Source organism: Flavobacterium sp. ACN2, assembly GCF_002303885.1.
GTDB lineage: Bacteria > Bacteroidota > Bacteroidia > Flavobacteriales > Flavobacteriaceae > Flavobacterium.
The window spans coordinates 369,701-394,664 of sequence record NZ_MRCM01000001.1 but is presented as its reverse complement, the minus strand read 5'-3'; the positions used below and the strand labels follow the sequence as shown (position 1 = coordinate 394,664).

Annotated in this window: 20 protein-coding genes and 1 pseudogene; 10 read left to right on the top strand and 11 right to left on the bottom strand. The window is 36.6% G+C overall.

Translation table 11 applies throughout. From position 1 onward, the window contains the following. Positions 1–11: 11 nt before the first annotated feature. Entirely contained in the window at positions 12–518 is a 507-nt protein-coding gene (locus BSF41_RS01615; RefSeq protein ID WP_095927777.1) for a GNAT family N-acetyltransferase, read from the bottom strand. Next, entirely contained in the window at positions 509–841 is a 333-nt protein-coding gene (locus BSF41_RS01610) for a helix-turn-helix transcriptional regulator (RefSeq protein ID WP_095927850.1), read from the bottom strand. Before BSF41_RS01610 ends, BSF41_RS01615 begins: the two co-directional genes overlap by 10 nt. A 775-nt stretch (positions 842–1,616) precedes the next feature. Here BSF41_RS01610 and chrA point away from each other — a divergent pair. The 4 genes from chrA to BSF41_RS01580 all read left to right on the top strand — a co-directional run bounded on the left by chrA (position 1,617) and on the right by BSF41_RS01580 (position 6,449). Further along, a complete protein-coding gene (chrA, locus tag BSF41_RS01600; protein WP_095927776.1) occupies positions 1,617–2,747 on the top strand; it encodes a chromate efflux transporter in 1,131 nt (376 codons plus the stop codon). 111 nt (positions 2,748–2,858) lie between these two features. Continuing rightward, positions 2,859–3,872: a WG repeat-containing protein gene (locus BSF41_RS01595; RefSeq protein WP_095927775.1), complete on the top strand. Its 1,014-nt coding sequence runs from the start codon at positions 2,859–2,861 to the stop codon at positions 3,870–3,872. Between the two features lie 900 nt (positions 3,873–4,772). Continuing rightward, complete coding sequence (locus tag BSF41_RS01585; protein WP_095927774.1) at positions 4,773–5,225, top strand: Hsp20/alpha crystallin family protein; 453 nt, start codon at positions 4,773–4,775, stop codon at positions 5,223–5,225. A gap of 69 nt (positions 5,226–5,294) precedes the next feature. Then, the gene (locus tag BSF41_RS01580; RefSeq protein ID WP_095927773.1) at positions 5,295–6,449 is read left to right on the top strand and encodes a cation:proton antiporter; all 1,155 of its coding nucleotides are present in this window, start codon (positions 5,295–5,297) and stop codon (positions 6,447–6,449) included. 844 nt (positions 6,450–7,293) lie between these two features. On the opposite strand, the gene BSF41_RS01575 is transcribed toward BSF41_RS01580, so the two are convergent. The 6 genes from BSF41_RS01575 to BSF41_RS01550 all read right to left on the bottom strand — a co-directional run bounded on the left by BSF41_RS01575 (position 7,294) and on the right by BSF41_RS01550 (position 16,092). Further along, positions 7,294–8,112: an AraC family transcriptional regulator gene (locus BSF41_RS01575; protein WP_095927772.1), complete on the bottom strand. Its 819-nt coding sequence runs from the start codon at positions 8,110–8,112 to the stop codon at positions 7,294–7,296. 30 nt (positions 8,113–8,142) lie between these two features. Beyond that, entirely contained in the window at positions 8,143–9,138 is a 996-nt protein-coding gene (locus BSF41_RS01570; protein WP_095927771.1) for an SDR family NAD(P)-dependent oxidoreductase, read from the bottom strand. A 669-nt stretch (positions 9,139–9,807) separates the two neighbouring features. Beyond that, complete coding sequence (locus tag BSF41_RS01565; protein WP_095927770.1) at positions 9,808–11,244, bottom strand: TolC family protein; 1,437 nt, start codon at positions 11,242–11,244, stop codon at positions 9,808–9,810. Beyond that, a complete protein-coding gene (locus BSF41_RS01560) occupies positions 11,234–14,440 on the bottom strand; it encodes an efflux RND transporter permease subunit (RefSeq protein WP_095927769.1) in 3,207 nt (1,068 codons plus the stop codon). The genes BSF41_RS01565 and BSF41_RS01560 overlap by 11 nt, the downstream gene beginning before the upstream one ends. A 21-nt stretch (positions 14,441–14,461) precedes the next feature. Next, on the bottom strand, positions 14,462–15,544 hold the full coding sequence (locus tag BSF41_RS01555) for an efflux RND transporter periplasmic adaptor subunit (protein ID WP_095927849.1): 1,083 nt from the start codon (positions 15,542–15,544) through the stop codon (positions 14,462–14,464). 158 nt (positions 15,545–15,702) lie between these two features. Next, complete coding sequence (locus BSF41_RS01550) at positions 15,703–16,092, bottom strand: hypothetical protein (RefSeq protein ID WP_095927768.1); 390 nt, start codon at positions 16,090–16,092, stop codon at positions 15,703–15,705. Positions 16,093–16,600: 508 nt separating this feature from the next. Here BSF41_RS01550 and nhaA point away from each other — a divergent pair. Continuing rightward, positions 16,601–17,782, top strand: coding sequence for a Na+/H+ antiporter NhaA (gene nhaA / locus BSF41_RS01545; protein WP_095927767.1), 1,182 nt, complete (start codon positions 16,601–16,603; stop codon positions 17,780–17,782). Here the strand turns inward: nhaA and BSF41_RS01540 are convergent. Together BSF41_RS01540 and BSF41_RS01535 are read right to left on the bottom strand one after the other, a co-directional pair. Beyond that, positions 17,715–19,118 (bottom strand): DUF389 domain-containing protein, encoded by a 1,404-nt coding sequence (locus BSF41_RS01540; RefSeq protein WP_253251743.1) that lies wholly within the window; start codon positions 19,116–19,118, stop codon positions 17,715–17,717. The genes nhaA and BSF41_RS01540 overlap by 68 nt on opposite strands. A 104-nt stretch (positions 19,119–19,222) precedes the next feature. After that, the gene (locus BSF41_RS01535; protein WP_095927766.1) at positions 19,223–19,441 is read right to left on the bottom strand and encodes a hypothetical protein; all 219 of its coding nucleotides are present in this window, start codon (positions 19,439–19,441) and stop codon (positions 19,223–19,225) included. A gap of 71 nt (positions 19,442–19,512) precedes the next feature. Between BSF41_RS01535 and BSF41_RS01530 the strand changes: the two genes are divergently transcribed. The 4 genes from BSF41_RS01530 to BSF41_RS01515 all read left to right on the top strand — a co-directional run bounded on the left by BSF41_RS01530 (position 19,513) and on the right by BSF41_RS01515 (position 23,292). Beyond that, on the top strand, positions 19,513–20,178 hold the full coding sequence (locus BSF41_RS01530) for an IS6 family transposase (RefSeq protein ID WP_095927765.1): 666 nt from the start codon (positions 19,513–19,515) through the stop codon (positions 20,176–20,178). A gap of 93 nt (positions 20,179–20,271) precedes the next feature. Beyond that, positions 20,272–21,378: a hypothetical protein gene (locus BSF41_RS01525; protein WP_095927764.1), complete on the top strand. Its 1,107-nt coding sequence runs from the start codon at positions 20,272–20,274 to the stop codon at positions 21,376–21,378. A gap of 119 nt (positions 21,379–21,497) precedes the next feature. Further along, positions 21,498–22,091 (top strand): hypothetical protein, encoded by a 594-nt coding sequence (locus tag BSF41_RS01520; RefSeq protein ID WP_141248106.1) that lies wholly within the window; start codon positions 21,498–21,500, stop codon positions 22,089–22,091. A 64-nt stretch (positions 22,092–22,155) separates the two neighbouring features. Next, positions 22,156–23,292 (top strand): phospholipase D family protein, encoded by a 1,137-nt coding sequence (locus BSF41_RS01515; protein WP_095927762.1) that lies wholly within the window; start codon positions 22,156–22,158, stop codon positions 23,290–23,292. A gap of 100 nt (positions 23,293–23,392) precedes the next feature. Here the strand turns inward: BSF41_RS01515 and BSF41_RS01510 are convergent. Further along, positions 23,393–23,503: pseudogene (locus tag BSF41_RS01510) on the bottom strand (histone H1); the annotation flags it as partial. A gap of 336 nt (positions 23,504–23,839) precedes the next feature. On the opposite strand from BSF41_RS01510, the gene corA reads away from it, so the two are divergent. Next, positions 23,840–24,913, top strand: a complete 1,074-nt coding sequence (gene corA, locus BSF41_RS01505; RefSeq protein WP_095927761.1) for a magnesium/cobalt transporter CorA — start codon at positions 23,840–23,842, stop codon at positions 24,911–24,913. The last annotated feature ends 51 nt before the right edge of the window (positions 24,914–24,964 follow it).

The following is a 24,964-nucleotide window of genomic DNA, read 5'->3' as shown; positions in this document are numbered from 1 at the left end:
TATATTTTTTATTAATTAATAACGGAGCTTCTTCTTTCAAGAAGCGCAGTATCTCTCCAGATACCATTTTGTTTTCCGATTTTCTCCCTTGTTCCAAGTATCCTGAAACCTGCTTTTTCATGAATGCGGAGACTTGCCGTGTTCTCAGGAAAGATCCCTGCCTGAAGCGTCCAGATTCCTTCTGCTTCGCTCTGTCGGACAAGTTCATTTAAAAGGGTAAGCCCGATTCCTTTTCCTGAATGTGCGGGATTTACATATACGCTTACTTCTGCAACTCCTGCATAAACGCAGCGTGAAGAAACAGGCGTAAGGGCAGCCCAGCCAATTACATTACCATCTTTCTGCATCACAACTCGGCATGACTTAAGATGCGACTGATCCCAGTCTTCCCATGAAGGGGCACTGGTCTGGAAAGTGGCATTGCCGGTGTCTATCCCTTTTTGGTAAATTATTTTTACCTGATCCCAGTGTTTGTCCGAAAGTTTTCTGATTTCCATATTTTTATAGATTAGCAGCATTCGCTTCTCTTCTTTACCAAATGATCTGATATATGCTCAAAGAAGCCTTTTATCTTTTCAAGTCCAGGTTCATTGATGCAGTAGCAGATTGAGTTTCCTTCAATGCTTCCTTTAATCAGACCCGCATTCTTTAATTCTTTCAGATGCTGTGAAACTGTCGGCTGAGAGAGGGGAAGTTCGTTTACAATATCTCCGCAGATGCAGGCATCCACTTTTAATAGATATTCGATAATAGCGATACGCGCAGGATGGCCTAACGCTTTGGCTAAAACAGCAAGCTCATTCTGGCTTTCTGTAAAGTGATCTGTTTTTGTTGCTCCCATCGTTTTATGTTTATATTGCAATATTACGATATAAAATTTAAAGAAAAAAGATTTTATGTTTTTCTTTTGCAGTGTAAGATGCATTAGGTAATCATTGCATAAAAATAGCAGATGCAAAAATAGCAGTGAAAAAAATTATTGCTCTTTTAATAGCCTAATGAAAAATTAAATTTCAATTCTCCTAAAACAGCCATTGCAGAATCTCTTTTTTATGTAGTATTGCAAAAGCTTAGATATTCACCATGTAAGCATTATTTGGTTTATGATAAATAGCCGCTAAAAGGGATAGTAAGAACGGAAAAGTTTGGGACAAGCCCATTACCGGCTCTGTAAATCATTAAATGGACAAAATGAAAATATAAAAAAAGAGTATAAATACTGATAATTTAAAAGCAGCAATCTTAATTAGGCTGATGGTTGGATCTGTATTTCTTTCAGAAGGAATTCAGAAATTTTTATTTGCTGAGACAAATGGATCAGGACGATTTAAAAAAAAGGGTCTGCCTTTGCCTGATTTTTTTAGGTAATTTTGTCGGCACATTTTAAATAGTTTTCGAAGCGTTGATTCTCTTTGGGCTTTTGACAAGACCGGCAAGTATTCCACCTATCACTATTATGCTTGCTGCAGCTGTGACAGCCAAATCGGAAGTTTTGGCCCAAAAAGGGTTTTGGGAAATGATGCATGGAAGCAGAACGGACTGTAATGCTTTTGGGAAGCATTTTTTATCGATTAAAGGCGCAGGGTATGGGTCGGTGGACAATATTTTAAGGAAAAATGGAGACTAAAGCAGATTTAAAAGAGATCGCAAAAGTTTTTCTAAAACTTGGCATTATTGGTTTTGGCGGCCCTGCTGCACATATTGCCATGATGCAGGATGAAGTGGTTAGAAAAAGGAAATGGCTGACCGAACAGCATTTTTTGGACTTAATTGGTGCAGTAAACCTGATTCCAGGACCCAATAGCACGGAAATGGCAGTCCATATCGGCCATGAAAAAGGAGGCTGGAAAGGTTTGATGATCGCAGGGCTTTGTTTTATTTTGCCAGCCGTTTTTATTACGGGAATTTTTGCTTACTTCTATAAGCAGCACGGACAAATCCCGGAAGCACAGCCTTTTATTTATGGAATAAAACCGGCCGTTATTGCTGTTATTGTTGGTGCGGTTTTTCCATTGGCAAAAAAAGCGCTGAAATCAGCAGAACTGGTACTCATCGGACTGCTTGTTTTGGCGGGTTCACTCTCCGGCTTCAATGAAATATATTTGATGTTTGGTGCTGGATTTTTTGCTTTGCTGCTGACTTATATGCGAGACAGAAAGCAAAGCAATATCAAAGGTTTTGTTCCTTTGTCTCTAGTGCAGATCACGCACCCGGCAATTCTGGCACCCGGCAATGCAAATCTGTTTTTTATTTTTCTAAAAATTGGGGCTGTACTTTACGGAAGCGGTTATGTTTTGTTTGCTTTTCTTGACACAGAATTAGTTTCAACAGGGCTTTTAACACGCCAGCAATTGATTGACGCAATTGCAGCAGGGCAATTCACACCGGGACCCGTTTTTTCTTCAGTAACTTTTATAGGTTATCAAATCAACGGTTTCACAGGAGCAGCGGTTTCGACAATTGCCATATTTTTACCTTCTTTTATATTTGTGGCATTGTTAAATCCAATGGTAAAGAGAATGCGAAACTCACAACTATTTGCAGTATTTTTGGACGCGGTAAATGTGGCATCAGTAGCAATAATTGCTGCAGTTTGTTTTGATATGGGAAAAGAAGCGATTACCGACTGGCGGACAATTTTAATCGCAGTTTTAAGTCTGGCAATTGCATTTGGATACAAGAAATTAAATAGTGCTTTTGTAGTTTTAGGCGGTTCGTTAATGGGCTGTCTGCTGACCCTTATATGACCAGAAACATATATGCTGATAAGCCGGGAGGACAGCAGATTTAACAAATATGTAAAAAAAACAAAATATAATAATAAAGCACAGCAGTAAAAAGCAATTACAAAAAAAAGGATGGATAAATTATTTAATAAAAAGTATTTTCTGATTGGTTTGTTTTCACTTTTATATCTTCCATCGGACGCCCAGACTCCTTATTATGATTTAAAATCAGATAAGTGGGGAGTGAAAAACAATGGCCGCATTGCAGTAAAGCCCCAATACGATTTTATTGGTGTTTTCAGGGATGGAAAAGCGCAGATCACGCTAAATAAAAAGCAAGGATACATTGATGAGACTGGCAGAGAAATTATTCATCCGAAATATTGGGCAATATATGAATTTAATCAAGGTCGGGCTATTTTTATTAATCATATAAATGGAACGCAGATTTATCAGTGGGGAGTGGTTAAAGATAATGGAGAAGAAATTGTGCCGGCTAAATATCATCGTATTGGCAATTATGAAAATGGATTTGCAGTTGTAAGCTTAATTTCAAAACTTGGTGTAATAAACACTTCAGGTGTTGAAATTGTAAAGGCAAAATATGATAAAATTATATGGAGCAATAATAAAGCAATAAACAGTTTTATAGTGGAGCTTAACGGAAAACAAGGAATTGTATCGGAAACTGGGGAAGAAACAGTTCCGCTGAAGTATGACAATATTGCCCCTTATAAGGATGGGGCAGCTCAAGTGACTGCACAAAAAAAAATAGGTCTTATTGATCACTTTGGTAAAGAAATCGCAGCGGCAAAATATGAATGCATTGGTAGTTTCCAGGAAAACCTTGCAGTAGTAAAATTAAATAGCAAATCCGGCTGTATTGATAAAAGGGGAAAAGAAATCATTCCCTTGCAATATGATGCGGTTTCCGGATTTTTTGATGGTTATGCCATAGTGATTATCAATAATAAAAGAGGTGTAATTAACCTGAAAAATGAAATAATAATTCCCATAAAATATGATTCGATGTCATATTTTATTAAGGGAATCTCATACGTAGAATCAGCAGGCAAAGAATTTTTCATTAATATCAAAGAAGAGCATGTTGCCGGGGAGCCATATCTGAAGAATTTTAGATTTTAATTAGATTAGCCATGTCTAAATTTCAAAACTAAGTATTAGAATAAAGAGTAAAGATAGATTTTAAAGCAGCGGACATTAATGGTAATTTGTCGTTTATAAGGCTTTAGAGCTTTTAAAAGAAAGGAGCCAGAGATTTGTAAGCAATCTTAAAATAAACCGTAATCTTCTGCAGCAGGCCAATGAAACTTCATAGAGCATCCTTTTGCTGTAATTCTAAGCCGTATTGACAGCCAGACTTCTGCCGAATTAATTTTCGGCCGGGGAATTGGTGATATTTTCAGTGTGCGCAATCGCGGGAAACATTATCAATGAGGACATTTTAGGCAGCATGAGTTTGACTGTAAAGCGGCAGGTTCAAAAATAATTGCAGTATAAGGTCATAAAAAATGCGGCGCTGTAAAAGTTGCCTGCACCCATGTTGAAATGGGGTAACCTTACATCGCTGCTGACCAAAATAAGACCGGAAGCTGATCATGAAACCCATACATAAGAAAACCGCAGTTCGTGCAATGCTGCTTTTGTAGAGAATGTGTCTGTTATTAATGTTAAACGTACTGTTTCATCGATAATGCAGCGCAGTCCAATATTGAAAGAAATGATTGAAAACGGAGAAATTCGAATTGCTGGAGGATCACACGACATTACTACAGGCGAGGTGACATTTTTTCCTGAAACTATTAAATTAGGATCGTAAAAAGCAAGGACAGCAGATTATCTGAATATTGAAAATAAGCAGTGAGAAAAAAGGGCATTCATCGTAGATTAAAATGACATTATTTCATTGTTCACTATGAAAAAATGTCAGAATTATCCCCTGGCATATTATTTGTTTTTTTTCCTTGTGCGCACCGTTGTGCAAGTTCAAAAATTTATTGTATAACAATTTTAAAAATTACTGTTATGAATCTTATTAAAAGAAACGGAAGCCATGTGCCGGCTTTCCAACGCTTGTTTTTTGATGATGTTTTTGGCCGCGATCTTTTCAATTGGGAAAACAACAATTTTTCAACCACAAGCACCACACTGCCTTCAGTGAATATTAAGGAAACTGATGAGAATTATGAAGTGGAGGTTGCCGCTCCCGGTATGAGCAGGGATGACTTCAAGGTTACCCTTGATAATGGACAGCTGCTTATTTCTTCGTCTAAACAGGAACATGTAAATAAAGAGGAAGAAAATTACACCCGCAGAGAGTTCAGCTACCAGTCTTTCCAGAGAAGTTTTGTACTGCCTAAAAATGTAGTGGACGAAGATAGAATTCGTGCCCGTTACGAAAATGGAATTTTACTGCTGTCGATTCCAAAACTGGAACAGGCCAGACAAAAGTCACCAAGGATGATAGAGATTTCTTAAAAACTTTTATCAATTTTTTTATTGAAAGCTGCCCTATAAAGGCAGCTTTCTTGATAATAATTTAAAAATATGCTCTCACAATTATTCTCAGGGATCGCTGTGCTTTCTCTTATTGTCTTATTGCTGATTTTACTGCTTCGGCGGTTAAAGCAGCCTTACTTTATCGCCTACATAGCGGCCGGCGTGCTTTTAGGTCCTCAGGTATTTAATATTATCCACAAACCTGATGTGATATCAGAACTTGGTGAGATAGGGATCATTATTATGATGTTTTCCATTGGAAGCGAGATTGACCTTCAATATCTCACGCGTAATTTTTACAAGCCGCTGTTGATTTCAGTTGTTCAGGTCGTGCTTAGTTTTATCTGCATGTATTTTGTAGGATCATATGCGGGATGGGAAATTACAACAATTGTGTTGACTGCTTTTACAATCAGCATCAGCAGTTCGGCTATTGTATTTCAGTATCTGGCCAGAACAGGCCAAATTAAAAGTCAGCTCGGCATGATTACCTGCGGTGTATTATTAATGCAGGATATATTGGTTATACCTATGATGCTGGCTTTGAATTTTATGTCAGGCGCCGCCGTATCAGCAGTTCAATTGATAAAAGTATGTGCAGGAGGCGTACTGATGATTCTTTTTTTGAAAGGGGCTCTGACTAAAAAACTTTTTAAAATTCCGATGCGCAAAGAGATTGCTGCTGACCATGAACTGCAGGTTTTTATCGGCTTCAGCATCTGTTTCACAATGGCCTGGATCAGCGGATGGTTTGGCTTGTCTACCGCCTTTGGTGCTTTTGCTTCAGGAATATTAATCGGGCATGATAAGGCAACCCGCTGGCTGGGTAGTTCCCTTATTCCTTTCAGGGTATTTTTTATGGCTTTCTTTTTCTTAGCTGTAGGACTGCAGTTGGATATTAATTTTTTTATTCAAAATACAGGTACAGTTATATTGATTTCATTTTCAGTACTCATTATAAACAGCCTGATCAATACCATCCTTTTTAAACTGACTAAGAACTCCTGGCGAGACAGTTTATATGCAGGGGCACTCTTATCGCAGATAGGGGAATTCAGTTTTATTTTAATGACCATGGCAGCTTCTTTAAAATTAGTGGAAAATTATACGTATCAAATAACACTGGCTGTAATTACTTCAACTATGATGCTTACTGCAATCTGGCTTATGATTATCCAGCGGCTGATTTTCAGGCTGAAATAGAAATGAAAGATTGTTTTTTTTTTGACCGGCACGGCTATATTTTTTTTTTCTGAGAATTGGTTTATAAAAGTCCCGAAGAAAAAATAGGACAGTGATGAATTGATTGTGAGCGGCCTGTCTAAGTTAATATGAATTGCTGTCAGCATCATAAAATATACTATGATTGACAGTGCTTATTTCCTAGGAGCTCTTCCCGCTGTGCGCTGCAATCTTTGCGGTGAACCCCGCAACAAAAGATTTTACTGCACACGAGCGAAGCGAAATGGCGAAGCAATCGGTGCTGGGGGATGCTCAGACGTGCTTTTTTGTCTTGGAAAACTGCACTTCAAACCCGCTTTTTGCACTTCTAATCAACAGCCAATCCCCTGTTTATAGTGATGCAGTAAACATAGCAGCGGCGGGGCTTTAAATTAATAAAAAAACAGAAGGTTATAATAAAAAAGGCGCCAATTGTCTTGAATTGGCGCCTTTTGGCTGTGGAGAGAGCAACAGGACAAATTTCTGTAAAATTTTTGGACGATTTGAAGAGATTGTCATACTGCATTTAGTGCCTTTCATTCATTGGCTTTATCAATTTGGTTTGGATGTCCTGTTGGGGATTGATCGAAAAATCTATTTAATTTTTTTTGACAGCTTAAACAGAATTCACCTTAGCTTTATGTGACACTTTTGGAGGCAGCTCCAGCACCGGGTGCCACGATTTTCGCGCAGAACTAAGAATGTTGAGATAATAACCAGCCTAAGACTTCTGTAAAATAAGAAGCAAATCCAATTTTAAATTTTAAAAATGCCTCTGAATAGCTAATGCTAGTTCATTTTTAAGGAGGGCTATTATTAATAAAGCTTAACTATTTTTATTTATTTTTTGCAATTCAGTCGGGGAGTAGCCAAACTGTTTTTTGAACGCAAAGGAAAAATGCGATAAATTTTCAAAACCTGTTTCATAATAAATCTCGACAGGTTTTTTATTTTTTTCATTAAGCTGATAATGGGCTAATTCCAATCTTTTTTTGGTTAGCCAGCGTTGTGGCGTACTATTGAAAGCCTTATGAAAATCCCGTTTAAAAGTGGTAAGACTCCGGCCTGTTAAATAGCCAAACTTTTCCAAAGGCATATTAAACATAAAGTTCTTCTCCATAAAAGCAGTTAAATCAATTTTATCAGGTTCTTCAAAGCTGGCCAGTACAGCATCAATATCGGCATCAATGTTTCTAAGAATTGAAATTGCTTCAGTAATTTTTAATGAAGCGATATTCTCGGGAAAGTTTTCCTGCATGTCAAAATAGGGAATCAGCGAAGCCAGACAGCTTTCCAGCAGAGGATGTTTATGGAAACTGAAAATTTTTGGTATGGCAGTTTTTATTTTTGCATTTTGGCGATCGTAAAATTCCCGGAGCCTTTTAGCCGTTAGATGCATCGCAGCTGCTTTGTGGGGCAGTCCATCTTTTGGAATATTAATGATTGCCGCCAATTGGTTTCTTGGAATTAAAAAAGTACTGCCCGGGCCAAATACAAAACTTTCATCTGCCTGGATAATTTTGGTTTCACCTGAAATTAACCACACAAGCAGATGGTCATTAAACGCAGCTTCTGTTTTAAACAGCTTACCGGAATAATTAGAAAGTTTAATGTCTGGGTTTATGTAATTTACCTGATAATCCATAATTGCCTGTGTGGTATAAAGATACAAATATTAACTAAGATCGAAATGTATTCCGGTCATTTCCTGGCTTAATTTCCATAAACGTTTTGCATTTTTTTCATCTAATGAATAAGGTGCAACACCTCCAATAATTTTTTCATTTGAATTTAAAGATGCTATATCTGCGTTTTCACAATACACCCCGCCAATATTGTTAAGCGATTTGCTTGTCGCAGCCCAAAGGGTTGTGGCTGCACCTTGCGGGATCGTTTTTAATGACGCGGCAACTTCCGGCAGTATATTTCCTTCAGCATCACTGTAACCGAGTTTTTGGAACAAATCAGCTGGCGCTTCTCGAGCTAATTCTGTTTGCCCAACAGCACCCGGACATAAGCAATAACTTCTCACATTATACTTTTTTGCACGCGTGTCTAATTCCATAGAAAAGAGATTCACCGCTGTTTTTGACTGTCCATAGGCCTGTAAGGTCTCATACTCCCGATTTAGAAAATTAGGATCTTGAAAATTAAAATCTGAAAATTGATGCCCTCCTGAAGAAACATTGACCACTCTGGCGCCATCAGCTTTTTTTAGTGCAGGCCATAATCTTGCCGTAAGCTGAAACAGTGCCAGATAATTAGTGGCTAATTGTGATTCATAGCCTCGGGAATCCCTGCGCAGCGGCACCCACATAATCCCTGCATTGTTAATGAGCAGATCAAGCGGTCTTCCTGAATGCAGATACTTTTCAGCAAAAGCATCAAGAGAACCGGGATTCATTAAATCCATGTTTTCTATTATTACATTTGGAGTTCCCTCGAGATTTCTTTTCGCTTTCTCTGCATCTCTGGCCGGTACAATGACCGTTGCCCCTGCCGCCGCAAGTGTTTTGGCCGTTTCCAGGCCAATGCCTGTATTCCCGCCCGTTACAATGGCAGTTTTCCCTGTAAGGTCAATTCCTTTTATAATTTCCTTTGAGGTAGATTTTGCGCCAAATCCCGAACCTGTGGTTTTCTGTAATTTTCCGTGATAATTATTCTGTTCCATTTTTTTAATTTAAATTATTTTAACAGGACAAAATTAGAGGATGAAACAAGCAGCCGCTTTGTTTAAACGTCTTAATATGGTTTGTTTAAACGTCCAGGTCAAAAATTTGCGGGTCAACTTCAGGTATAGCTCACCGGAGCGGCCAACAATTACTATTATGGAGCAGCCTATTATGAATAGGATGTGAAAAAATCCACCATTGCAGCCCCAACTGCTGGAATTATAGAGGAAAACCTTTCGGATGGGCCGATGAGGCGGAAAAAGAAAGCTAATGTTTAAAAGATGGGCTGCGTGCCGGATCTGCTGGAACAGCACAGAAATGGATAAAACAATACAGGCAGTAAGGATAAAAGCGGTCTGGACACAGCGCAGAATTAAAATTTTAAGCCGAAAGAGACATGATCTGCAGAGGGCGCCCAGATTGTCCATAGCTGGTAAAGAGGAAATCAGTACCTGAATTATTTTTTAACAGCATCTGAAAATGAGACAGAGCTTATAAAATCATAGATGCAGCGGAAGATTGCGGACAGACTCTATCGCCTGAGGGCATACGCTTAGGAATTATACAGCTGGATTAGTTTTAGATTTGATCCAGGACTAGGTGGTAAGCAGAAAAGGAGCCCTGTTAAAAAACAGGGCTCCTTTAAAAAAAAATAAAAATGAAAACTACTAATTCCAGCCGCCGCCTAAGGCTTTATAAACATTAACAAAAGCATTCATCTGCTGTTTTTTGGTTTCGATAAGTTCAAACTTAGATTCTAAAGCATCTTTCTGGGTCAGTAAAACTTCCATATAATCTGCCCTGGCAGAACTAAATAAGTTATTGGATATCTGAACAGATTCGTTTAAAGCATCAACTTGTTTTGACTTCAAATCATAGCTTTTTGCTGTATTTTGAATTTTAGAAAGCTGATTCGCAACTTCAACATAAGCGTTTACCAAAGTTCTTTCATAATTGTAAACTGCCTGAATTTGTTTGGCGCTTGCAGTAAGATAACTTGCCTTAATAGCATTTCTGTTGATCAGAGGAGCAACCAAATCTCCGGCTATGGAATACAATAGAGATTCTGGAGAAGTCAGCAGATACTTGGCATTGAAAGCTTCATAACCAATTCCTGCTGAAATGCCCAGCGATGGATAAAATTTAGCTTTAGCGGCCTTAATGTCGAGTTTTGCAGCGATTAGTTCCATTTCTGCTTTTTTAATGTCGGGACGATTCTCCAGAAGCTGAGAAGGCACTCCGGCATGAATATCTGCAGGAGTTATAGAACTGAATGTATTGCTGTTTCTGGCAATTTTTTGAGGAAAACGCCCCAACAGGAAATTGATTTTATTTTCTGTTTCGGTTATCTGCTGCTGTATGTCAAACTGAATGCTTTGCGTGCTTAAAATCTGAGCTTCAAACCGGCGTACAGCCAGTTCGTTTACCCTTGCCGCTTCTTTTTGTATTTTTACGACTTTTAATGCATTGGTCTGAATGTCAATATTTTGTATGATGATTTTCAATTGATTATCCAACGCTAAAAGTTCGTAATACGAATCGGCTATTTCTGCAATCAAATTGGTAACTACAAAATTCTTTCCTTCAATAGAACCTAAATAACGGTTTAAAGCTGCTTTTTTAGCATTATGCAGTTTGTTCCAAATATCGATTTCCCAGCTTGAAGTCAGCGCAAAACGATAATTAGGAAGCGGATCTGGTGTTTCTTTCCCAGGCATAATTTCTGTTGTAGCTTCACCAGAACCTGTGCTTGTGTATCTTCCTGACTTCGTTACATCTGCACCGGCGCTAAAACCTACAAAAGGCAGGTATTCTCCTTTTCGTGCTTTTACTTCGCTTCTGGCAATTTCAATTTCCTGAAGTGTGATGTTTAATTCCTGATTGTTTTTTAAAGCGATATCAATCAGATTTTCTAAATTTTCGTCTGTAAAATAACTTCTCCATTTTACTTTTCCGGTATTTAGAGTGTCTAAGCCAGTGTCAGCATAGTTTTCTGGCAGTGTTTTGTTTTCTGTTTTTTCTGCAATAGTTGTCGTTTTACAACCCGCTATGGTGAGTAATACGCAGGCAAGACCTGCGTATTTTATATTTCTGTTATTCTTCATTTTCCTCCGTTTGATTGTTTGTTGAAAAATCATGTACATGATGCATAAAATCATCAGATAATGAACTTTCTTCTTCTCCTTTAATTAGTTTTCGGCCTTGAGCCAATGAACCAAAAATGTAGTATAGCCCGGGAACAATAATTACTCCGAAAATAGTTCCGAAAAGCATTCCACCAAGCGCGGATCCTCCAATAGTTCTGTTACCGATTGCACCCGCTCCAGAAGCGAAAATCAACGGAATCAATCCTGCAATAAAGGCAAATGATGTCATTAAGATTGGTCTGAAACGAACCTTAGCGCCTTCAATAGCGGCTTCGAGAATGGTAGCGCCCTGCTGGTGTTTGAGGACGGCAAATTCGACTATCAATACGGCATTTTTACCGAGCAATCCGACCAACATAATTAATCCGATTTGCGCATAAATATCGTTTTGTAAGCCCATCATTTGAAGAATGACAAACGAACCTAAAATTCCAACAGGAATCGATAAAATCACTGAAAACGGAATAATAAAACTCTCATATTGCGCAGCTAACACAAAATAAACGAAAGCCAATACGACTAAAAAGATGTAAAGTGATTCGTTACCTCGTCCAGCTTCATCATAGGAAAGGCCCTCCCATGCAATATCATATCCTTTAGGAAGTGTTTTAAGCGCTGTTTCCTGTACTGCTTTAATGGCATCAGCAGTGGTGTATCCTTTTGCAGGCTGACCCTGAATAGCAGCAGAATTATACATGTTGTAACGCGTGATCTCATTAGGTCCTTGTGTTTTTTTAAGCGTCATAAAAGCAGAATAAGGCACCATTTCTCCATGATCATTTTTTACATAGAGATTCAATATATCTGACGGAAGTCTTCTGAATTTTGGATCAGACTGCACGTATAATTTAAAGAAACGTCCAAATTTGATGAATCCTTGTTCGTAGGTACTTCCGATTAGAATGTTGAGGTTTTCCATCGCTTTACCAATAGAGACCCCTTTTTGCATTGCCAGATCATTATTTATCTCCAATTCATACTGCGGATAATTGGCAGCGAAGAATGTAAACAAACCAGAAAGCTCTTTACGTTTGCCGAGTTCGGACATAAACTGCTTGTTGATTTTATCAAACTCCTGGTAATTGGTACCGGTTGTTTTATCCAGCAAACGCATCGAAAAACCTCCTGATGATCCAAAACCAGGAATTGCAGGCGGTTCAAAAAACTCTACAACAGCACCCAGATCTTTAGATTTCTTTTCTAACTCTTCCATGATTTCTGTAACAGAATGTTTTCTGTCCGACCATGATTTCAGGTTAATCAGACAGGTTCCAGCATTTGACCCACGGCCTTCCGTCATGATTTCGTAACCCGCCAAAGAAGAAACCGATTCAACACCTTCAACCTTTTCACAGATTTTCTGCAGTTTCTGCGCTACCTGATTGGTTCTTTCTAAAGTTGCACCCGGTGGTGTTTGAATGATTCCGTAAATAGTTCCCTGATCCTCACTCGGAATAAATCCAGAAGGTAAAACTTGATTTTCTATAAAAATGAAAGCACAGAACGCAATTAAAATTCCGAAAGTTAGAACTCTTCGGCTCACAATTGTTTTTAGAACGACAACATAACGGCCTGTAAGTCTTTCAAACCATCTGTTAAAAGCATCAAGAGACTTGGTGAGGATATTTCCTTTTTTCTCTTTTCCGTGATTGTTTTTCAAAAGAATCGCACAAAGAACAGGAGTAAGGGTTAAAGCCACGATTGCTGAAATAATAATCGAGCTTGACATGGTAACCGAAAATTGTCTATAAAAAGTTCCAACCGGACCCGACATAAACGAAACGGGGATAAAAACCGAAACCATAACGGCTGTAATGGCGATAATCGCACCTCCAATTTCACCCAAAACTAATTTTACAGCATGGTAAGGCGTAATATGCGGAAATTCTTCAAACTTGGCATGGACGGCCTCGACAACGACAATCGCGTTATCAACTACAATTCCTATCGCTAATACCAATGAAAATAGGGTTACCAAGTTGATTGACATTCCAAACATCTGGATCACAAAGAAAGCTCCAACCAAAGAAACTGGAACGGCAATAATTGGAATTAAAGTGGAGCGCCAATCTCCTAAAAATATAAATACAACTAAGGCAACCAAAATAAAGGCATCTCTCAAAGTATGAACCACCTGATCGATAGAAGCATCTAAGAATTGCGAAACGTCATAACTGATTTTATAATCCATTCCTGGAGGAAAACTTGCTTTCATTTCTTCCAGTTTCGCTTTAACGTCATTGATTACGTCGCTTGCATTACTTCCGTAGTTTTGTTTTAATACAATTGCGGCAGAAGGATGACCATCTAGATTGGAGTAAATATCAAAGAATTCACTTCCTAATTCTACTTTTGCAATGTCTTTTAAGCGAATGCTTTCACCTTCAGAATTCGCACGGACAATTACATTTTCGTATTGTTTTGGCTCGTCGTATCTTCCTTTATAAGTCAATACATATTCTAAAGATTGTGCTGCAATACCAGAACTTTGTCCTAATCGTCCCGGACGGCCAATAATACTTTGTTCTTGTAAAGCTTCCATCACTTCTTCAACAGAAATTTTGTAAGCTCGCATTCGGTCAGGATTCAACCAAACACGCATGGCATATTTACGGCTTCCTAAAATTTGAGTTCTCGCAACACCTTTAACACGGCTGATTTCCGGAATCATTTTTACATCAGCGTAGTTGTAAAGGAATTTTTCATCCATGCTTTTGCTTTTCGAATAAAGATTCACATACATCAGCATGCTGGGCTGAATAGGGGTAATAACAACTCCTTCACGCTGAACCAGTTCAGGTAATAATGGCATTACCTGATCGACCCTTGTTTTGACTCTGATTACAGCTTCATTAGGATCGGTTCCCGGTTCAAAAATGATTCTAAGTGTTGCTTCTCCAGCACTTGTGGCATCTGTCGCCATATAACGCACACCTTGTGTACCGTTAAGCGAATTCTCTAAGGTGATTAAAGTAGATTTTACCAATACATCGGCACTTGCTCCCGGATAAGCAATAAAGATATTTACAGTTGTGGGCGCAATTTGAGGGAATTGCGAAATAGGTAGCTGTTTGATCGACAGCGTGCCTATAAATACAATTATAATCGAAATTATAATTGCAAAAACGGGTCTATGTATAAATTTATTAAACATTTCTTTTTCTTTTAGATTCGGTTATTCCGCATACAGTTCTAAGTTGGACATAACCGATTCGGGTTTTAAAACTTCGTAGTCTATTTTTTGATTTTCTTTTACAAGACGAAGTCCCTCTAAAAGTATTTTATCATGAATCGACAAACCTTCTTTTATTACAAATAGGTGAGGCATTTCGGCAGCAATAACAACCTCTCTCGATTTTACTGCATTGTTTTTATCAATTACATATACATATTTTTTGTCTAAAACCTCAAAAGTTGCTTTCTGAGGTATCAGCATAGCATTTTTCAGTTCTATCGGCATCTGGATGCTTCCGGTTTCCCCGTGTCGTAACAATCTTTTTGGATTTGGAAAAACAGCTCTAAAAGGAATATTTCCTGTTTCATTATCAAAATCGGCTTCAATGGTTTCTACAACTCCGGGATATTGGAATTTTTTATTGTTGGCCATCAATAAATAAACTTTCATTTTACCATTTTTTCCTGCTTTTTCCTGATAATCTAAATATTCAGATTCCGGAACATTATAATATACCCACATTGAACTGTTGTCTGCCAATTCTGTAAGCAGTTCGCCTTCATCAACTAAACTTCCCTGACGGACATGAAATTTATCGATGATTCCGTCAAAAGGCGCTCTGATTTCTGTAAACTGAAGATGAACTTTGCTTAAGGCCATTTCAGCATTTGCTTTTTCCAGTTTGGCTTTTGCCATTGCCAGTTCATTTGGAGAAACCACTTTTTCGTCAGCTAATTTTTTAGCATTTTGGTATTCTATTGAGCTGAAACTTACTTCTGCTTTAGATTTTTTTAATTCGGCTTCATAAAGCGCAGGCATAATTTTAAACAACAGCTGGCCTTTTTTAACCATTTGTCCTTCATCTACATAAATTTTTTCAAGGTAACCGCGCTCTTGCGCTCTTATTTCGATATGTTGAATAGAGTGTATCTGCGATACATAATCTTTTGTAATGGTAGTATCTTTTTCAATTGGATTCGTAACCAGAAATTTGGTTTTTTGCTCTTTTTCTCCTTCTTTTTTAGAGTTGCAGCCTGCAAAAACTAATGCACATAAAGACATGAGCATGAAAATTCTTTTCATAATAATTTCAGAATTAAAACGTAATGATTTTGATTTTTTTAACAGCCTTAAATAAGGCTGAAGTATTCCGCATCCGTTTGCCGGCTTAGAGAAATCATCTGCCGGCAAAGGATAAAACGGTAAATTGGAAATAGTTTGTGACTACTTAGGATAAAAAATCAAATTCTGAAAACTTGAAATCGAAGGTATACTTTATTAGAAAGTAAGGCGAAAATTTTAAAGTTATTAGCCTTTTTGTTAAAGGCAGGACACACTGCAAATTTATTGCGGCACAGGAAATGTAAAAAGCAGCTGCTTTTTACAAGCTGTTTTTGAATGGTGGAAAAATTTTCTTCATTTTCTTCATTATCTAAAAGACAGCATTTTCTTTTGAAGGTTTCAACAGAATGTCTTTTAGCCAGATAAGCTCCCGTATCGGACTTTATTTCCCGAAGTGCTGCAGGGTGCGGTTTTTTCTCTGAGAATTGGCTGCTGCTTGTATATACACTGCCATATCCCATTAACAGGACAACAAGTGACAGGGTAAAACTAGCAAACCATTTTTTCATAGGAAATACAAATTTAGATAAAGAATTTTATAAAAACAATCACTGTGATTTACTAATTTATGCCAAATGGTAATTTGGGATTTTTTAGGCAATTTATTAAAAAAAATCATTTATTTTTAGCCCCCATATTATGAATTGGCAAATAAATAGAGATTATGCCTTGTCTTTTTTTATCAAAAGCCGGCCGTTTTAAAGAAAATGAAAAGCTGGGCACCAATTGCTAATATGAAGTATGGTTCCAATCCAGGTCTTATCAATGCCTTTTGCATATCAGCTCTTAAAAGCAGGCTTTTTTATATAAGGGCTGATGATGAAAAGACCGGATAAAATGAACGGGATACCCAGCCGGTGCCCGTTGACAGCAGAGGGGCTAATTAGTGTGCCTTTGCAAAATAATCTTACTTACGTGATTGGTCCTAACTGGCATTATTCATAATACCGGATGCTGGTTCATTTTTATGCATGGATCTTCTTTGGCATTTTAAGCCCTAATGCCTATTTTTGTTCAATGGCAAAACTTATAAATCTCAAAATTTTCGTACATTTTTTCCAATCTTCCGCAGCAGGAGGGATTCTGCTTTTAATTTGTGTGCTGGTTTCTCTTATAATGGCCAATACTGGGCTCGGAGTACATTTTAATGATTTGCTGGGGTATCCTTTGGGATTTGAAGCAGCGGGCCTGCAGCTGCGGTATCCGGTGCTGCTATGGATCAACGATGGCTTGATGGCTGTTTTTTTTCTGCTGGTAGGCCTTGAAATCAAGAGGGAAGTGATAGAAGGTGAGCTTTCATCTCTTCGCCATGCGGCCCTGCCGGTGCTGGCAGCTGTTGGAGGGGTCATGGTTCCCGCATTGATTTACTTTCTTTTTAACGGACAAAGTCCTGATACTGCCAAAGGATGGGGAATCCCTATGGCAACCGATATTGCTTTTGCTCTTGGAATACTTTCCCTTTTAGGAGATAAGGTTCCATCAGGGCTTAAGATATTTCTTGCCGCTCTGGCCATTGTGGATGATCTGATTGCCATTTTGGTTATCGCGGTTTTTTATTCCTCGGAACTTCATTTTCTGTATCTGGTTTATGCAGGGGGTATATTTGTACTGCTTATGATTTTTAACCGCTTGGGTGTTAAGAATTTGTTTTTTTATCTCCTGCCCGGTGCGGTGATGTGGTATTTTATACACCATTCAGGCGTTCATGCCACGATAGCCGGAGTGCTTACGGCCTTAACGCTTCCCACTAACGAAGAAGAAACGGATTCCCCTTTGGAAAAGCTGGAACATGCTTTGGCTCGTCCGGTAAATTTTATCATCATGCCTGTTTTTGCACTGGCCAATACTAACATTGCTTTTGAATCCGAAATGCTGCAGGGACTAACCGGTAATCTTGGACTTGGAATTATTCTGGGGCTTTTCCTGGGCAAACCCATCGGCATCTTTGTAATGTCTTGGTTCTCGGTAAAAATCAGGGCAGCTGATCTGCCTGCTCAGACGACATGGACTCATGTGCTGGGACTGGGGCTTTTAGGCGGAATCGGCTTTACGATGTCCATCTTTATAGCGCTGTTGTCTTTTCAGGAGCAGGCCTATCAGAATGAGGCGAAATTTGCGATACTTACTGCTTCTATACTGGCTGGGGTATCAGGTTTTGTATTGCTGAGCTGGTATAATAAAAAGAAACAGCAGCAGTAGTTTTTTGTTGATTCTTCTTAAGGGCTAACTGTCTTTTAAACAATGCGGCATCTTTCACTAAAAGACGTTCATTGAGCCATTTGGTCAGTTTTTCACTGTCTTCTGCTGTTAGGTTTTTTGAGGCATCGTAAATTACAGCGGTGATCGTTGAGGTGCTGTCTTTATAATTCACTAAAGTGTTTTTGGCAATGGAAAGCGAATGGACATCAGGAAATAAGGTTCTTATTTCTTTTAAAAGCTGTTTGTTGTCAAATTTGTTTTTTGCCAGCTCTTTTTCCAGCTGGATTATTTTAACATCCTTTACATTCATTTCATTCTCGCTGCTCTTGATCTGATTTAAGATATCGCCTTTTATGTCGTTAAAGCGGTCGGTGCTGTCCTGTCTGATGCGAAGGCTGGTGCCGGCAAGGTACTTATTGCTGTTGAGTCTGCTTTTAAGGCTCTGAATCTCCTTATCGGAAAATCGTTTCGATAAGAAAGCAAGTTCGAGTTTTTTCTGCTTCGCGTTAAAATCCGTCTTTTTATAAACCACCGTATAACCCTTGCTGCTGAACTCACTGTCAACAAAAAGCTCTGCATTTTTTTTAAACTGCTGTTCCCTGTATAGGGAGTAGGCGAGATAACTGCTGGGAACGAGCATGGCAGTAATGAGAAAAGCAATAATATACTTCACCCTTTGCTGGTGTTTTTCATCCACCTGTTTAACAGCAGCATAATTCAGGTATTTAATAATTAGAAAAGTAGCGATACCGATAAAAACGCAGTTGATGCAATACAGGTAGAAAGCTCCTAGAAAAAAGCTCCACTGGGCAGTTGCAATCCCATATCCTGCGGTGCATAAAGGCGGCATCAATGCCGTTGCAATAGCTACTCCGGGAATAGGATTTCCTTTCTCTGACCGCGTAACGGCAATGACCCCGACAACACCTCCAAAAAAAGCGATAAGAATATCGTAAATGTTCGGGGAGGTTCTCGCCAGTAGCTCCGACTGCACATCCTTGAAAGGACTCAGATAAAAATAAAGCGTGGAGACCGCCAGACTCACAACCGTTGCATTGAGCAGGTTTTTGAGTGATTTTTTAAGCAGTGAAAAGTCATAAATGCCCAGGGCAAAACCAGCCCCTACAATAGGCCCCATCAGAGGGGAGATGAGCATCGCACCGATGATAACAGCTGTAGAGTTTACATTGAGCCCCACAGAAGCCACAATTATGGCGCAGGCCAGTATCCAAAGATTGGCTCCTTTAAAGGAAATGTTTTTTTTAACGGTCTGCAGTGTTTTTTCTCTGTCGTCTTCTCCTTCTCTAAGATTCAGAATATCAGTAATTTTTCTCATGATTGTCTGCATTAGGGTTACTGCTGTGATCGCTGTATTTAAAGATAAGATTTATTTTAATAACAGGTATGGATTTCAAACAGATTAATTAGTGCAGCGGCTTATTATCCATTAATTTTATCCTTGTGGTATTCTTTGAGCCATTTTTCCATTTTTTGCAAAAGCTGTATTTCTTCTGGATCACCTGCTGGATCTAAAAGGCCGATGATTGTTCTGTCGTAATTGAATTTCTTATCTTCAAAAATACAGCTGAATTTGGGAACTTCGTTGTGAGATACAAGCCATTTTCCGTGCTCTGTTTTTTTAATTTGAAATTTTTTCATAGGAGTTTAAATTTGGGTTCTGTCGCATCTGGGAATAACTTTTATCTTTAGAATTTTAAACCGATCAAAAGATGAATACTAAAGGTCATTGTTATCCAAAATACATAATTCTTCAGGCAGTATATTTCAAGCTAAGATTTACACTTAGTTACCGTGATATTGAAGAACTAATGAAGATTAGAGGAGTCATTGTGGATCATGCCACGATTCAGCGTTGGGTTTATAAGTTTGCACCTTTGCTTGAGGCAGAGATGAAGAAGAGAAAAGGCAAAGTGGGGGCGAGTTGGAGATTGGATGAGACCTACATCAAAGTAAAAGGTATTTGGTGTTATTTATATAGGGCAGTAGATAAATTAGGCAATACGGTTGACTTTCTTTTGACCAGAAAAAGACAGAGAATGAGCGCTCAGTCTTTTCTAATTAAAGCAATTGGTAATAATTGGCGGCCAACAGTAATAAACATTGATAAAAGCGGTTCTAATATCGCAGCGATCAAAGTATATAACAAACGTTCATTCTCAAAGATTAAAATCCGGCAGTGTAAATATCTCAACAATATTGTAGAACAAGACCATCGATTTATAAAATGGCGAATACAAAACGGGTTAGGTTTTAAAAGTTTTGAATCGGCAAAACGAACATTGAGTGGAATTGAAGTTGTGCATATGCTAAGAAAGAATCAGATGGTCAAACCCGGGAAATCTATGTTTAAATCATTCTGTAAACTGGCGTGCTAAATTTTAAATCACTTAAATTCTTATATTTGATTCTGACAGATGCGACAGAACCAGTTTATACTTTTAAAAAGAATTTACAAGAAATAATTAAATATGGAAGAAGAAATTAATCGAGTTTGGGATTTTACAATTTACCTACAATTAATGGCATCTTTTTGTGCTGAAATTGATTTTGATGAGTTCAATTCATTTAGTCAGAGTTTTTATGAATTCATAAAAGAATCTTCACTCAATGAAATAAATGAAAAATTACCAGCGTATGACGAAAAATTAAATTCATATCATTGTCTGGTAAAGGATAAATATTTAAAAAAGGTTGATTTTCGAATTATAGCAACAGAATGGAATGGTCTATTTAAAACTGATAAAGAGATTTTAAGTAATGGTATATTTATTGGCTGGTTAGAGGAGTTTATTGACCTGAAAAATTATTACAAGTATGATTATTATCCTTATCATTTTAAAATTGGTTTGGCAATTCATAAAGGGAAAGGAGATATTGAAGAACACTTTTTACTAAGAGATGCCTTTAAATGTCTTTCTAAGGCACAAAAGTATTTATTTCTTTTAAAACACTTTGGAGAGGAACAAAAAAATGATTTCAAAGAAAAGGGTGCAATTAAGTTTGATAATGAAACTCTAACCGATTTGAACACAATCAAAAGTGAAATATCGTTTTACAGCAGATTGACAATTATTTCATTTTATTCATTTTTCGAATGCTACATAAATAGTATTGGCTTTGATATTTATTATAGACGAAAAAATGAACTGACTGAAAACGAAAAAGATATTTTAAGAGGTTCAAAGAATGGCAGGTTTTTAAATTTGAAATACAAAATAGAAGCTTTTCAAAAAATTGTAAGATCAGATAAAAAGGCAAAAATTATACTTTCTGATGATTACCAAATAAAGGAACCTTTTAAAACAATTTTTGCTACATATGAAGAGCTAAGAAATTCTGCGGTCCATAATTCTCCGGAGAAAACTAAAATTTGGATCAAACCTGATGAATGGGTTTTAAAGGCTGAAGAGTTCTCAAGGTTAACAATTGATGCATCTAAAATTATTTGGCAGGTTTGTCATGAAACTAAGAAAGGAGCAGACTATTTGGGGAGGTTTGAATATCAAACGCTTTATGATGTAGCTTTACAAGATGAAAAGCATTTAAAAGAATTAGAAAAAAAATGGCTTTCGTAGGTTTTCACACTTTTTCTATTCATAGTCTATAATTTTACCAGCATTTTATAAAAATGGAGACATCATACATCAATTATCTAAAAGAATCAGTATATAGACAAATTCACGAAGAAATACAATTGTCTACAATTGATGAAGTACTAAATAAATACCTTATTAAAAATATTGTTAACCCAAAATCTCGAAAATTTCAAATTTATTATTTCGAAACGATTAATAATGAAGAACTGTATTTTAAAAGTAATAATTTTTTTAAACTGTTTAAATCACAATACTCCCTGCAAGGTATTGATAATGAGTTTTTAGATCGATTGGAGACTAAGAAAATTGATATTTTGAATTTAATACGACAAAATGATATTGAAAAATTATATTTCGATAATTTTAGAACCGCTGTTTTAAAAAGAAAAGACAAACTTCAATCTGCAGATTTAACTTCTTTTTTCGCTAAACTGGTTCATACTTTTAATCCTCATGTTTATTGTGCTTTAGACAATCCAATAAAAAATCATTTCAAATTAAATAAAGAAAGTTTTTATTTATCATTTTTAATAATAAGCTCCCAATATAAAAAATGGTGTGACGAAAATCAGTCAATAATCCAGGTTATTAGACGAGATTTAAAAAACCTTGATTCAGAAAATATAATCAATTTCGAAAAGTTAACAGATTTAAAATTATTGGATTTGATATTTTGGAGTAAAGCAAATTAACTTTACAGAATTGTTTCTTTTTAATGTCATCACTAATTTAAGAATTATATAATACACTTGATGCATGGAATTATATTTGAAAAACTGGTACCAAAAACTTCTTGAGGAACTTCCAAATACTAAAGAGCTAAAAATTATTTCACCGTTTGTAAAGGAGCAAGTTTTAAGAAAAATTGAAAGCGATTTTAATTATAAAAACTTTGAATTGATTACCCGATTCAATTTACAAGATTTTGCGATGAAAGTATCTAGTTTAAGTGGTTTGAAATTTTGTATTGAAAAAAAAGCAAGTGTTTTTGGAGTTAAAAATCTTCATAGTAAGGTTTATATTTTCGACAAAAGAGCTGCAATAATAACTTCGGCCAATCTAACAAACGGAGGGCTTGTTAGTAACCACGAGTGCGGAATTTATATAACTGACAAAAATGTTATACAGAATCTGCATGACTATTTTAATGACCTTAAGAAAATTGCCCCCAACGAATTGACAATTGATCAATGTGATGATTGGGAAAAGAAACTTGACGGAATTATAGTTAGTAAAGGTAAAATTGGTGCACTTCCAGACTATGGAGCAAATCTTACAAGTTTCGATAAGACAAAAACGTATTACATCAAAATTTTTGGAAAAGCAGACAACAGAGTTGGATTAGATTTTCCAATTAAAACCGAGATCAAAAGATCTCATTGTCATTATGCATGTACTTTTCCATTAAATAAAAAACCAAGACAAGTTAACGATGGCGATGTAATCTTTATGGCACGTATGACTCAAAACCCTAATGATTATGCAATTTTTGGAAGAGCGATAGCATTAAAGTATATAGATGGAAGAGATAAAGCCTCCCAACAAGAAATAGAGGAAAATAGTTGGAAGGAGAGATGGTCAATTTATTTGAGGGTTAAGGAGCCGGTCTTTATTAATGGGACAATGGGTGACGGTATTCTTCTTTCTGATTTACTTTCAAAATTTGACTATGATAGTTTTCCATCCACAAGAAGGAGATATGATGAGGGAGAAATAAATATTAAACCAACAAAATCACTGATGAGAAAGGCATATGTGAAATTGACACACAATTCTGCTGAATGGTTAGAGCAAAAATTTGATGAAGCTCTTATAAACGTTGGGCAAGTTAATGATCAATTTTTAAAAAGTTTACCAAATACAACTACCGATATAACAAAGTGGAAAAAATAAAATGTGGATAAGCTTTCTAAGGCGCTCTTATGAAATGCTGTGATGGTGTGCTGCTATTTTCTTCAATAATTGATGATTTCAATATTTAATTCTTACTTTATTATTTAGACTCCTCAATAGAAACTTTTCTAAACTCTTTCAATAGTTTTTCAATTTCTAATGTTGATTTATGAGCTCTTGCTCCAGCTGCTTTAACACCTTTTTCAATTAGTCTAATAAAGTTTAAAATGATTGATTTTCAGAGAGAAATATGTTGTTTTGTGAAATAAAATAATCATTTTGTTCCATATTTGTACCATTTTTATGTAATATATTGATAATCAGTTATTGTTATTTTTGAAGAAGTAAAATAATTCTTTAGTACTAAGTAATTAGTACAAAGTATTAAGATAGAAAACCGAGTCAGAAATGACTCGGTTTTTTTATGGGTATAAATTACTGTAGAGATGCACTGCAGTGCGTCTAAGTCTAGGTTTTCCATAAACTGATAATTGTCATTTCGTGTTCGGATTCTTTTTCGTAATATTACTATTGTAAATTTTCATGGATGAGAAAGATCAAATACAAGAAAGGACGTAAGTTGCAACACATTACTTTAGAGTATACTGGCACCCACAAAGAGCACGAAACAGAAATGCAGCTTTTTGTTTATAATGATAATGATGTTGTTGAATATGATAAGTTTACAGTTCTTGCCCTTAATTCTTGTTTTGATTATACTAAAAACAATTGGCTCAATATTCATGGTTTAAACGATATTAATCTGATAAAAACTATTGGAGCGCATTTTAAACTTGACGATTTTCTTTTAGCCGATATTTTAAATACAACCAAAAGAACCAAGTTAGAAGAACAGCAAAATGTTTTATTCTTTAATATAAAATCGCTTTTGCCCTCTGAATATTCCGACAATATTAGTGTGGAACAAATCAGTTTTATTCTGAAAGACGGAATTTTGATTTCTTTTCAAGAAAAAAGAAGCGATTTCTTTACCCATATTCGTGAGCGTTTGCGTACGCATGCAGGAATTGTTAGAACCAAAAAGGTAGATTATCTCTTGTATTTGCTTTTAGACGCTGTAATGGAGAATTTCTACATCACATTGGAAGACGAAGAAGATAAAATTGAAGAATTAATCAATTTGACCAAAAAAGAAGCGAAACCCGTTATTTTAGAGAAAATTGAAAATCACCGTGATAATTTAAATTTCTTAAAACGCTCCATTATACCGCTTCGGGATTCTTTGTTTTATCTAAAAACGATTAAAGATGATGATGAATCAAACGGTTTAATTCAAAAAGAAACATTTAATTTCTTTATTAGGCTTCATCAAAAAAGTCTAGAGCTTTTAGAACAGATAGAATCTGACATGAGCGCATTGGAAAGTGCCTCAAACTTTTATTTCTCGGAACAAAGCCGAAAAATGAACGAAATCATGAAAACGCTGACGATTATTTCAGCAATCTTTATTCCGCTTACTTTTATAGTTGGAGTGTACGGAATGAACTTTGAAAACATGCCAGAACTTAAAACCCAAAACGGCTATTTTGTGGTCATGGGGATTATGTTCTTGCTCGTAGTCGCCCTGATCATTTATTTCAAAAAAAGACGCTGGTTTTAACATTTGTTACAATCCAGAGAAGTAGTATTTATGTAATTTTGTTATTTAGAA